We start from the raw sequence: 11,853 nt of genomic DNA on the forward strand, positions 1-11,853 counted from the left end.
CCGAAGACGGCACCTGGGGACTGGTGCGCGCCTCGTCGAACAAGCCGGAACTGGTCGTGGTCGTCGAAAGCCCGGTGTCGTCGCAGCGTCGACGGGAGATGTTCGAGGCTGTCGACGCCGTGCTGCGCCGCAGCCCCGAGGTGGGCGCCTACAACCAGACTTTTTGAATGGCAGTTGAATGACCGAGAGGATTGTCAGTTTTGTCATGAGCGGCGGCGTCGGCTCGCGGTTGTGGCCGCTGTCGCGCGAGGACAATCCCAAGCAGTTCCACGATCTGTCCGGCGACGGCTCGATGCTGGCCAAGACCTTGCGCCGGCTGACGGCCCGGCCGGAAGGCGAAACGCCGATCTTCCTGATTGCCGCGGAGCGCCATGCCGGTCGCGTTCACGCCGATCTTGCCGGCCTCGACCTCGCCGGCGGCGGGCCGCTGTTCGAGCCGACCGGGCGCAACACAGCCGCCGCTGTCGCACTGGCGACACTGCGCACACTGTCCGAGTTCGGCGACAGCCTGGTGCTGGTGGTGCCGTCGGACCATGAGATATCGACCCCGCGCCAGTTCTGGCAGAGCGTCGAAGCCGGCACCGAGGCAGCGCGTAGCGGCCGGCTGGTGGTGTTCGGCATCAGGCCGACACAGCCCGAGACCGGCTACGGCTATATCGAGGTTGCGGCCGAAAGCGGCGGCATCTTCGACGTGTCGCGCTTCGTCGAAAAGCCGGATCTTGCGACTGCGCAAAGCTATCTCAAGGCCGGAAATTTCTACTGGAACACCGGTATCTTCCTTTTTCGCGCCAGCGCCATGCGTGATGCCTTCATAGCGTTCCAGCCGGATATCTGGCAGGCCACCGAAGCAGCCTACAAGGCAGCGACATCGGATTTGTCCGGCCTTTACATGCCGCTAGAACTCTACGCCGCCATTCCGTCGAACTCGATCGACTACGCCATCATGGAGCGGGCAAAAGACATCGCGATGGTGCCGGCCGGCTTCCGCTGGAACGATCTCGGCTCATGGCAGTCGCTGCTCGATGTCGGCCCCGCCGACGACCGGGGCAATGTCATCATCGGCGACGTCGTCGCCATCGATTGCGAGAATTCCTACATTCGCAGTGACGGCCGCCTGCTGTCGGCGATCGGCATGAAGGACATCGCCATCGTTTCGACATCGGATGCCACCTTCGTCGCTCCGGTCAGCCACAGCCAACACGTCAAGAAGATCGTCGAGCAGCTCGAAAAATCGGGTCGCCTGGAAACCAGGTTCACGCCGGCGCATGACCGCGTCATCGAAAGCGGCGCCTGGCGGCGGCGCGTGCATCACTGGCTGTTTCAGGAGACCTTGCCGCTGTGGTCGACATCGGGCGTCGACGAACGCCATGGCGGCTTTCACGAAGCGCTTGGCCTGGACGCTTCGCCGTTGATGAAGCCCAAGCGCATGCGCACCACGGCGAGGCAGGTCTATGCCTTCGCCGTTGCCCGGGCGCGCGGCTGGGACGGTCCGGCCGACCGGCTGATCAGCCACGGCATCGCCTTCATGGCCGGCAAGGGCCGCACCGACAAGGGCGGCTGGGTTCGGACGCTGAATGTTGACGGTTCGGTTGCCGACGCCACCGAGGATGCCTACGATCATTCCTGCGTGCTCCTGGCACTGGCGCATGCGCATATGTCTGGCAATCCCGACGCTTTGCGCCTCGGCGAGGAAACCTTCGCCTTTCTCGATGCGCATCTCGAAGACAGCCGCATGACCGGCTTCCTTGAGACATCGGATGGCAAAGGCGAGCGCCGCTCCAACCCGCATATGCACCTGCTTGAGGCCTTCCTCGCCTGGCACCAGGCGACCGGCGAGCGCGCCCATCTGCGCCGCGCAGCGCGTATCATCGACCTCTTCCGCAGTCATTTCTTCGATCCGGAAAGCTGGACGCTTGGCGAGTATTTCGATGCCGAATGGAAACCATCCGCCCGCGAGAAAGGCTCGTGGACCGAGCCTGGCCACCATTTCGAATGGGCCTCTTTGCTGGTCGATTTCGCTGGGCGCAGCGGCCAGGCCGAGTTGAGCGGCTTTGCCAGGAAACTCTACGCCTCGGCCATCGCCAATGGCCTCAACCGCGCCACCGGCCTTGCCTATGGCGCCGTCTCGCGACAGGGCCTGCCGCTCGACCTGATATCGCGCAGCTGGCCGCAGGCCGAAGCGGTGAAGGCGGCGATCGCGCTGGATGGTTCGGGCGGGCCCGATCTCAAGCCCGAGATCGAAGCGCGCGTCGGCCGGTTGTTCCGCTGGCACATTGACCCGGCGCCGCTCGGACTGTGGATCGACCGCATCGACGAACGCGGCCGCTCGCTGGCGACCGATGTGCCAGCCAGCATCTTCTATCATCTGGTCTGTGCGCTGACGCAATATCTGGACAGCACGGCCGACCTGAAGGCGTAGAGGGCTGGATCAGTACGGGCTCGCCACGTCACCCGTCTCGACATAGATCGACTTCAGCTGCGAATAGAGCGCCAGTGCGGCCAGTGAATTCTCACGCCCGATGCCTGACTGTTTGAAGCCGCCGAACGGGATTTCCACCGGCGTCAGATTATACGCGTTGATCCAGCAGGTGCCGGCCTGCAGTTCGGCGATGACGCGGTGGGCGCGCGGCAGGTCGCGCGTGAAGACGCCGGCAGCGAGGCCGAATTCGGTGTCGTTGGCGCGGTCGATCACCTCGTCCTCGCCGTCGAATTTCAACACGCTCATCACTGGTCCGAAAATTTCTTCACGGGCGATGCGCATGCCATCGGTCACGCCGGTGAACACCGTCGGCTCGACGAAGAAGCCGCCCTGAAAGCCCTGCAGCGAAGGCACATTGCCGCCGCAAGCAAGCGTCGCTCCATCCTGCTTGCCGATCTCGATATAGCCGGCCACCTTGTCGTGCTGCGCCTTGGAGACCAGCGGTCCCATCTGGGTTTCGGGATCGAGCGGGTCGCCGATGCGGATTTTCTTGGTCCGCTCTATCAGACGGTCGACAAAGCGGTCGTGGATGCCGCTCTGCACGAAGACGCGCGTGCCGTTGGAGCAGATCTGTCCGGTCGAATAGAAATTGCCGAGCATGGCGCCGCCAATGGCGTTCTCGATGTCGGCATCGTCGAACACGATCAGCGGCGACTTGCCCCCGAGTTCCATCGTCGCGTGCTTCATCTTCGAGCCGGCAAGCGACAGCACCTTGCGGCCGGTCGGCACCGAACCGGTCACCGAGACCTTGGCGACGACATCGTGGCCGACAAGCCCGGCGCCGACATCGCCATAGCCCTGCACAACGTTGAACAAGCCGTCGGGTAGCCCCGCTTCGCTGTAGATCTCGGCCAGTGCCAGCGCCGACAGCGGCGTGTTTTCCGACGGCTTGAACACCATGGCATTGCCCATGGCGAGCGCCGGTGCCGATTTCCAGCCGGCGATCTGGATCGGGTAGTTCCATGCGCCGATGCCGACACAGACGCCGAGCGCTTCGCGCCTTGTGTAGGCGAAGGGTCCGCCGAGATCGACCGACTCGCCGTTGTAGGCGGCAACGGCACCGCCGAAATATTCAAGGCAGTCCGCAGCCGAGGGCGCATCCGCCACCAACGTTTCCTGGATCGCCTTGCCGGTGTCCAGCGTCTCGATGCGAGCGAGGTCGGCGTTGCGGGCGCGCAATATGTCGGCGGCGCGGCGCAGGATGCGCCCGCGCTCGACCGGCTTCAGCCGCGCCCAGGCGGGCTGCGCCGCCCGCGCGGCCTCGACGGCGAGTTCCAGCACGTTCGGCGTTGCCGAACGCAGCATGGCGATGGTCTCGCCGGTTGCCGGATAGATGACCGGCAGCGGGGCGCCGCCTTCGTCCTCGATGTAGCGTCCGTTGACATAGTGCGATGCCGTGGGCTGAGCGCGCATGGAAGTCTCCAGATTGTCTTTCGCGGCATGCGGATCGTGCAGTCACACGATCATGCTCTATCTGTCCGACGCCTGCCAGCGCGGATTGATCCATGGTTCCTGGTTGGACGGCGCCAGCGGCGTGCGGCCAAGGATGTGATCGGATGCCTTCTCGCCGGTCATGATCGACGGCGCATTGAGATTGCCGTTGGTGACGCGCGGGAAGATCGAGGAATCGGCGACCCGCAATCCTTCGACGCCGATGACCCGGCACTCCGGATCGACGACGCTCATCACGTCGTCGGCGCGGCCCATCTTGCAGGTGCCGCAAGGATGGTAGGCGCTCTCGGCGTGATCCCGGATGAAGATGTCGAGATCGTCGTCCGACTGCACGTGGCTGCCCGGCGATATCTCCTTGCCTCGATAGGGATCGAACGCCGACTGGCCGAAGATCTCGCGCGTCAGCCGGATGCAGTGGCGGAACTCCGCCCAGTCGTCTGGATGCGACATGTAGTTGAAGTGGATCATCGGTTTCGATTTCGGGTCCGGCGAGCGCAGCGTCACCGACCCCCGCGACTTCGAGCGCATCGGTCCGACATGCGCCTGGAAGCCGTGCGACTTGGCCGCCGCCTTGCCGTCATAGCGGACTGCCGCGGGGATGAAATGGTACTGGATGTCGGGGTAGTCGACGCCGGCACGTGAGCGCACGAAGGCCGCCGCTTCGAAATGGTTGGTGGCGCCAAGCCCGGTCTTGAGGAACAGCCACTGCGCCCCGATGAGCGCTTTCGAGAACGGATTCAGCACCGAATTGAGCGTGATCGGCAGCAATGATTCCTGCTGGATGTAGAGCTCCATATGGTCCTGCAGGTTGCGGCCGACGCCGGGCCTGTCGGCCACCACCGGAATGCCGTTTTCGCGCAGATGCTCGGCCGGACCGATGCCGGACAGCATCAGGATCTTGGGCGAATTGATCGACGATGCGGCGACGATTACCTCACGTCGCGCCTTAACGACCTGAATCTGTTTGTGAGCTTCGATCTCGACGCCGATGGCGCGCTGATTCTCGATGATCACCCGCCGCGCAAAGCCCTTGACCAGACTGACGTTTTTGCGCTTCAGCGCCGGCTTCAGATAGGCTGATGCCGCCGACCATCGGCGGCCGCCGCTGATGGTCTGCTCCATCGGCCCAAAACCTTCCTGCTTGGAACCGTTATAGTCCTCCGTCAGTTCGAACCCGGCCTGGCGGCCAGCCTCGACGAAGGCGCCATAGAGCGGATTTTTACGCGAGCCGCGCTGCACATGCAGCGGCCCGCCGTGCCCGCGCCAGCCATCCTCGCCGCCATCCGAATCCTCCATGCGCTTGAAATAGGGGAGCACGTCGGCGAAGCCCCAGCCGGCCGCACCCTCTTCGGCCCAATGGTCGAAGTCGCGGGCGTGGCCGCGCACATAGACCATGCCGTTGATCGAGGACGAGCCGCCGATAACCTTGCCGCGCGGTGTCGCCAGCACACGGCCGCCGAGATGCGGCTCCGGCTCGCTGGCAAAGCCCCAGTCGTACAGGCTCATGTTGAGCGGGATCGACAGCGCCGACGGCATCTGGATCAGCGGCCCGATATCGCTGCCGCCGAATTCGATGACGATGACCGAATGCTTGCCGTCTTCCGACAGGCGATAGGCCATGGCCGAGCCGGCCGAGCCGGAGCCGATGATGACGAAATCCGCTTCAAGCATGGTTCATATGCGCCATGAAATCGGCGAGCGAGACATTGCCGCCGGTAGCCACAACAAGGACGGTCTTGTCCTTCACATCCACCTTGCCGCCGAGCAATGCCGCGATCGACGCCGCCCCCGACGGTTCGAGCACCAGCTTCATGCGCTCGAAGGCGATCCGCATGGCGCGCCGCACCGATTGGTCGTCGACGGTGATGCCGTGAACACCCGCCGTCTTGACCGCGGCAAACGGAGCATCGCCCGGCCGTCGTGACATCAACCCGTCGCAGATCGATTTCGGCCCGATCGGCATCGTCTCGATAGCGCCATGCGCCAGCGACGAGCCCATGCCATTGAAACCTTCCGGCTCGACGCCGATGATCTCTGTCGCTGGCGACAGATAATGGAAGGCAAGCGAAACGCCGCCGATCAACCCGCCGCCACCGACCGAGCAGAACAAGAGGTCGGCGCTGGCACCTTTGGCTTCGAGTTGGTCAAGCGCTTCGAGGCCGGCGCCCGCCTGGCCGGCGACGATCTCCGGATCGTCGAATGGATGCAGCAGCGCCAGGCCCTCTGTCTCGGCGATCTCGCGCGCCTTGGCGGCGGCGACTTCCTCCCGCGCGCGCTCGCCATGGTCGGTCAGCACGACGCGGGCGCCATAGCCCGCCGTGGCATCACGCTTGGCGGCCGGTGCGTCGATCGGCATGACGATGGTGACGGGAACGCCAAGCGCCTGGCCGGCAGCCGCCAGCCCTTGCGCGAAATTGCCGGAGGAGTAGGCGACGACGCCCTTCTTCGCTTCGTCAACTGAAAGCTGCTTCAGGCGCCAATAGGCGCCGCGCACCTTGAATGAGCCGGCCCATTGCAGCGATTCCGGCTTGATGAAGACGCGGGCGGCGCCGGTCTCGCGGGCTAGTGCCGTCGATTCCAGCAGCGGCGTGATCTGCGTCGCCCTGGAGGTGACGGCATAGGCCTGCTTGAGATGGTCAAGGGAGGGGACGAGAAGGTCTGACATCATTCGCCTCGCGGATACCGTTTGCTCTCTTCGAGATTGTCGAGGTTCATGTGATTGCGCATGTAGCGCTCGGACGCCTTTTGCAGGGGCTGGAAATCCCAGGGGTAATAGGCGCCGTTGCGCAGCGCCGGATAGACGACCCAGCGGCGCGCCTGGCTTTCGCGGACAGCGGCGTCGAAGCCGGCCATGTCCCAGCGCGCCTGGACTTTGTCCATGAATGCCGCCACCAAGCCGGCATTGGCGGGGTCGTCGGCCAGATTGTCCCGTTCGAGCGGATCGGCTTCGAGATCGAACAGTTGCGGCGGATCGAGCTCGCAGTGGACGAATTTGTATCTGCCGTCGCGGATCGCCACCAACGGCGCGTTGGACCCTTCGGCCGCATACTCCATCAACACCGGTGCGGTGCGCTCGATGCCCTCGGTGAGCGGCAGCAGCGACTGGCCGTCGGTCCACGGCGCGATCGCAGCGATGTCGATGCCGGCGAGATCGCAAAGCGTCGGCGCCACGTCGAGATTGGAGACCGGCGTCTCGATCAGCCCGGCGCGAACGCCCTTGCCGGCAATCATCAGCGGTACCCGCGCCGAACCCTCGAAGAAGCTCATCTTGAACCACAGGCCGCGCTCGCCGAGCATGTCGCCGTGATCCGAGCAGAACAGGATGATTGTGTCGTCCGCCATGCGTGTGCGCTTGAGAACGTCGAGGATCTCGCCCAGCTTGTCGTCGACATAGGAGATGTTGGCGAAATAGCCCTGCCGCGAACGACGCACCTGCTCTGGCGTGATCTCGAAAGAGGGGTAGTCACTGGCGTGGTACAGCCGCCGGGAATGCGTATCCTGCTGGTCATACGCGATGAACCCGGTTTCCGGGTCCAGCGCCTGGCAATGCTCATAGAGATCCCAATATTGCTTGCGCGCGACATAGGGATCGTGCGGATGCGACAGCGAGACAGTGAGGCACCAAGGCCGATGGTTCGCATCGTCCTGTTCGCGCGAAAGCTGATAGAGCTTCTGCGTGGCCAGGAACACGACCTCGTCGTCATACTCCATCTGGTTGGTGATCTCGGCGACGCCTGCACCGGTCACCGAGCCCAGATTGTGATACCACCAGTCGATACGCTCGCCGGGCTTGCGGTAATCCGGCGTCCAGCCGAAATCGGCTGGATAAATGTCGGTCGTCAGCCGCTCCTCGAAACCATGCAACTGGTCCGGCCCAACGAAATGCATCTTGCCCGACAGGCAGGTGTAGTAGCCGGCGGCGCGCAAATGATGGGCAAAGGTCGGGATCGATGAGGCGAATTCGGCGGCATTGTCATAGACGCCGGTGCGCGACGGCAATTGCCCGCTCATGAACGAGGCACGGCCCGGCGCGCAGAGCGGCGAGGCCGTGTAGTTGTTGGCAAAGCGCGCCGAACGCGCGGCCAACGCTTTCAGATGCGGTGTATGCAGAAACTCCGCCGGTCCGTCCGGAAACAGGGTTCCGTTGAGCTGGTCGACCATGACGATCAGGAAATTGGTTGGCTTCATTGTCACTGTTTGCGCCGCTCGCCAAGTTTGGTTTCGAGATAGTCCTCGACCAGCGCGATCGCGGTCGCGGCATCGGGCACGCCGTCTTTCAGCGCCCGCCTGATGTAGAGCCCGTCGATCAACGCCGCGGTCGCTTCGGCGGCGCGGTCGGCTTCGGCTCTGGGCAAGATCCCGGTCAGCCCGCTCATCAGGTTCGAGTGCAGCCGCCGCGCGTAGACCTTGAGCAGCCGGCGCAAGGCCGATGATTTCTGCGCCTCGACATAGAAGGCGAGCCAGGCGGCGATGGTTTCCGGCTGGAACTGGATGTCGGAGAAATTGACAGCGACCACCGCCGAGACCCTTTCGCGCGCGCTATTGGCCGAGCCAAGGGCGCGCAACGTATCGGCTGTAAGCTCCGCCAGTATGTGCCGCATCGTCGCCAAGAGCAGCTCGTCCTTGGCACCAAAATAATGATGGGCAAGGGCGGACGACACGCCGGCGCGTCCGGCGATCTCGGACATGGTCACGTCGAGCGAACCGCGCTCGCCGATCGCCGAGATCGTCGCGTCGATCAGCGCCTTGCGGCGCAGCGGTTCCATTCCGATTTTCGGCATCTCGCCATGATCCTTTGAGAGAACAGGATTATTTTTTATTGACGCGTCAATCAACAAAAAAATCGGCCGCGATCTCGGCTCTACCAAGCGATTGTAGGCCTCCAGCCCTTCACGAAACCGGCACGATTGTTTATCTTTGAACAATAGATGCGAAATGCGCCGTGAGCCGACATGCCAGGCCGGCGCCAAGGATGGAGACCGCCATGACCGCATGCATCGTCGGATGGGCGCATTCGCGCTTCGGCAAGCTTGAGGGCGAAACGCTCGAAAACCTCATCGTCAAGGTGGCAACGGACGCGCTCGACCATGCCGGCATCGGTCCCGACGAGGTCGACGAGATCGTGCTCGGCCACTTCAACGCCGGTTTTTCGGCGCAGGATTTCACCGCCAGTCTGGTGCTTCAGGCCGACGACCGGCTGCGCTTCAAGCCGGCGACGCGTGTCGAGAACGCTTGCGCCACCGGATCGGCGGCGGTCCGCCAGGGCATCCGCGCCATTGACGCGAATGCCGCTCGCATCGTGCTGGTGGTCGGCGCGGAGCAGATGACGACGACGCCGGGGCCGGAGATCGGCAAAAACCTGCTCAAGGCGTCCTATCTGCCCGAGGACGGCGAGACACCGGCGGGGTTCGCCGGCGTCTTCGGCAAGATCGCGCAGGCCTATTTCCAGCGTTATGGCGATCAGTCGGATGCGCTGGCCATGATTGCCGCCAAGAACCACAAGAACGGCGTCGACAATCCCTATGCGCAGATGCGCAAGGATTTCGGCTATGAGTTCTGCCGCCAGGAGAGCGAGAAGAACCCCTTCGTTGCCGGTCCTCTGAAGCGCACCGACTGCTCGCTGGTCTCCGACGGCGCCGCCGCCCTTATCCTTGCCGACACCGCCACGGCGCTGAAGATGCGCCGTGCCGTTGCCTTCCGCGCCAACGAACATGTGCAGGATTTCCTGCCGATGTCGAAGCGCGACATTCTGACCTTCGAAGGCTGCGAGCAGGCCTGGAACCGGGCGCTGAAATCGGCCGGCGTGACGCTCGACGATCTGTCCTTCGTCGAAACGCATGACTGCTTCACCATTGCCGAACTGATCGAGTACGAGGCGATGGGCCTTGCCAAGCCGGGAGAGGGGGCGAAGCTGGCGTTGGACGGCACAACGGCCAAGGATGGTCGCCTGCCGGTCAATCCATCCGGCGGGCTGAAGGCCAAGGGCCATCCGATCGGCGCCACTGGCGTGTCCATGCATGTCTTGACCGCCATGCAGCTTGTCGGTGAGGCCGGCGGCATCCAGGTGCCGGGCGCAAAACTGGGCGGCATCTTCAATATGGGCGGTGCGGCGGTCGCCAACTACGTTTCCATTCTCGACCGGATCAGATAAACCGCCCGCATTTGCGGAAGGTGACATGACAAATCCGGTTCTGATCGAAGTCTTGCGCGGCGCGATCGTCGAGAGCGCGCATCGCGGCTCAGTCGCGGTCTTCGATGGCGACGGCAAGCCCGTGTGGGAGATCGGCGATACGGCCAAGCCGGTGTTTCCGCGCTCGGCGGTCAAGGCGATCCAGGCCTTGCCGTTGGTCGAAAGCGGGGCGGCGGATGCCTATGGTTTCGGCAACCGCGAACTGGCGCTCGCCTGCGCCTCCCACTCGGGCGAGCCGGCACATGTCGACCTTGCGCGATCCATGCTGGCCAAGGCTGGGCTGGACGGATCGGCGCTCGAATGCGGCACGCATTGGCCGTCCAATCATGACGCCGAGATTGCGCTCGCCCGCGCCGGCGGCTCGCCGAACGCCTTGCACAACAATTGTTCGGGCAAACATTCCGGCTTCCTCTGCACCTGCGTCCACGCCGGCATTGCGCATCGCGGCTATGTCAAGCCGGGACACGGCCTGCAGGACATGGTGCGCGACGCCATGCAGTCGGTGACGGGCGCTGTCCATGGTGAGGACCAGCGTGCCATCGACGGCTGTTCGATCCCGACCTACGCGGTGCCGCTCAGGAGCTTCGCGCTCGGCTTTGCCCGCATGGCCACGACATCAGGTTTTGGCCCAGAGCGAGCCAAGGCTGCAAAGCGGCTGCTTTCCGCCTGCATGGCCGAGCCCTTCTTCGTTTCCGGCAGCGGCCGCGAAGACGTCGCGTTGATGGAGGCCGCACCAGGGCGGATTTTCACGAAGGGCGGCGCCGAAGGCGTCCATTGTGCCGCAATTCCGGAACTTGGCCTCGGCATCGCACTCAAATGCGATGATGGCGCCGGCCGCGCCGGCGAAGCCATGGTTGCCGCCGTCCTTGCCAAACTGTTGCGTGCCGACGAGGCCTTGGCGGCGAAGCTGCTCGAATTGGCAAACGCGCCCATTGAAAATCGCAACGGTGCCAAAGTCGGAGCGCTGAGGCCGACGGCAACTCTCAAGTGACGTGATTGCGCTCGACGGTCAGATGCGCGTAGCCGCTACCGTTTGACGAGGCGAGATCGCCTGTCGCGGGCTCCGCCCAGCGCTGGCCGACAACCGCACCGTTCAGCGCGCCGTCGATGACATTGTCTGAAATGACGGCCGTACCGGCGCCCTCGACCACGGATACGACGATCCCGGTTCCTGCCTTGCGGATGATGTTGCCGGTGGCGACGACATTGCGCAGGTACGGGCCCCAGCCGATCTGCATGCCATAGAGTGGCGCGTTCTCGATGACATTGTTGGAAACGGTGGTGTCGGCCTCAACGCCGATGCCGACGCCAAATCCCGGCGAGTCGGCGGGGTAGGGGCCGCTGGTCGACAGATTGCGCACGATGTTGCCGGAACAGACGCCCATGCGGCCGCCTTCGTTGAAATTGACGATCGAGATGCCGTTGGCGGCGCCGTCGACGATGTTGTTGCTGATGATGGCGCCTTCGAACGAGAACTCGGAATAGATCGCCGTTTCGCCAGAGCGCGAGCAGGTGTTGCCCGATATCTGCAGGTTGCTGGCGCTGTTGGCGCGGATGGCCGAGAAGACGCAGTCCGAGACGATGTTGCCCGAGATGACGACATTGCCGGCGCGAAAGGCATTGATGCCGTTGCCGTTCTGCCCGGTTCCGCCGCTGCGTGCCTGGATCCCTTGGACGCGGTTGCCGGTGACCATGGTGCCGTCTTCGGCCACCTGCCAGCGGTGTACGAGGA

9 protein-coding genes and 1 pseudogene are annotated in these 11,853 nt (G+C 64.0%); 4 read left to right on the top strand and 6 right to left on the bottom strand.

What is annotated here, in order from left to right; all coding sequences use genetic code 11:
- Together EN932_RS16930 and EN932_RS16935 are read left to right on the top strand one after the other, a co-directional pair.
- A pseudogene (locus EN932_RS16930) lies at positions 1-167 on the top strand (phosphomannomutase/phosphoglucomutase); the annotation flags it as partial.
- Positions 168-178: 11 nt separating this feature from the next.
- A complete protein-coding gene (locus EN932_RS16935) occupies positions 179-2,419 on the top strand; it encodes a mannose-1-phosphate guanylyltransferase/mannose-6-phosphate isomerase (protein ID WP_127369347.1) in 2,241 nt (746 codons plus the stop codon).
- A 9-nt stretch (positions 2,420-2,428) separates the two neighbouring features.
- Here the strand turns inward: EN932_RS16935 and betB are convergent, their stop codons facing one another.
- From betB to betI, 5 genes are read right to left on the bottom strand one after another with little or no spacing between them, the layout of a single operon-like run.
- On the bottom strand, positions 2,429-3,892 hold the full coding sequence (gene betB, locus EN932_RS16940; protein ID WP_013532682.1) for a betaine-aldehyde dehydrogenase: 1,464 nt from the start codon (positions 3,890-3,892) through the stop codon (positions 2,429-2,431).
- A 57-nt stretch (positions 3,893-3,949) separates the two neighbouring features.
- On the bottom strand, positions 3,950-5,602 hold the full coding sequence (gene betA / locus EN932_RS16945; RefSeq protein ID WP_063171723.1) for a choline dehydrogenase: 1,653 nt from the start codon (positions 5,600-5,602) through the stop codon (positions 3,950-3,952).
- Positions 5,595-6,596, bottom strand: coding sequence for a threonine/serine dehydratase (locus EN932_RS16950; RefSeq protein WP_024505554.1), 1,002 nt, complete (start codon positions 6,594-6,596; stop codon positions 5,595-5,597). The genes betA and EN932_RS16950 overlap by 8 nt, the downstream gene beginning before the upstream one ends.
- Entirely contained in the window at positions 6,596-8,125 is a 1,530-nt protein-coding gene (gene betC / locus EN932_RS16955; RefSeq protein ID WP_164766117.1) for a choline-sulfatase, read from the bottom strand. Before betC ends, EN932_RS16950 begins: the two co-directional genes overlap by 1 nt.
- Positions 8,122-8,712: a transcriptional regulator BetI gene (betI, locus tag EN932_RS16960; protein WP_128368926.1), complete on the bottom strand. Its 591-nt coding sequence runs from the start codon at positions 8,710-8,712 to the stop codon at positions 8,122-8,124. The genes betC and betI overlap by 4 nt, the downstream gene beginning before the upstream one ends.
- A gap of 203 nt (positions 8,713-8,915) precedes the next feature.
- On the opposite strand from betI, the gene EN932_RS16965 reads away from it, so the two are divergent.
- Positions 8,916-10,082, top strand: coding sequence for an acetyl-CoA acetyltransferase (locus EN932_RS16965; RefSeq protein ID WP_027162994.1), 1,167 nt, complete (start codon positions 8,916-8,918; stop codon positions 10,080-10,082).
- 25 nt (positions 10,083-10,107) lie between these two features.
- Positions 10,108-11,112 (top strand): asparaginase, encoded by a 1,005-nt coding sequence (locus EN932_RS16970; RefSeq protein ID WP_127366668.1) that lies wholly within the window; start codon positions 10,108-10,110, stop codon positions 11,110-11,112.
- Here EN932_RS16970 and EN932_RS16975 read toward each other — a convergent pair.
- On the bottom strand, positions 11,105-11,853 hold a 749-nt coding region (locus tag EN932_RS16975; RefSeq protein WP_128368927.1), incomplete at its 5' end, for a TIGR03808 family TAT-translocated repetitive protein. The genes EN932_RS16970 and EN932_RS16975 overlap by 8 nt on opposite strands.

Source organism: Mesorhizobium sp. M7A.F.Ca.US.002.01.1.1, from assembly GCF_004022955.1.
Taxonomy (GTDB): domain Bacteria; phylum Pseudomonadota; class Alphaproteobacteria; order Rhizobiales; family Rhizobiaceae; genus Mesorhizobium; species Mesorhizobium ciceri.

What these genes read in the sequence shown, in the direction of transcription:
- EN932_RS16935 (WP_127369347.1), top strand. Translation starts at nt 179, where the DNA reads ATGACCGAGAGGATTGTCAGTTTTGTCATGAGCGGCGGCGTCGGCTCG.
- betB (WP_013532682.1), bottom strand. Translation starts at nt 3,892, where the DNA reads ATGCGCGCTCAGCCCACGGCATCGCACTATGTCAACGGACGCTACATC.
- betA (WP_063171723.1), bottom strand. Translation starts at nt 5,602, where the DNA reads ATGCTTGAAGCGGATTTCGTCATCATCGGCTCCGGCTCGGCCGGCTCG.
- EN932_RS16950 (WP_024505554.1), bottom strand. Translation starts at nt 6,596, where the DNA reads ATGTCAGACCTTCTCGTCCCCTCCCTTGACCATCTCAAGCAGGCCTAT.
- betI (WP_128368926.1), bottom strand. Translation starts at nt 8,712, where the DNA reads ATGCCGAAAATCGGAATGGAACCGCTGCGCCGCAAGGCGCTGATCGAC.
- EN932_RS16965 (WP_027162994.1), top strand. Translation starts at nt 8,916, where the DNA reads ATGACCGCATGCATCGTCGGATGGGCGCATTCGCGCTTCGGCAAGCTT.
- EN932_RS16970 (WP_127366668.1), top strand. Translation starts at nt 10,108, where the DNA reads ATGACAAATCCGGTTCTGATCGAAGTCTTGCGCGGCGCGATCGTCGAG.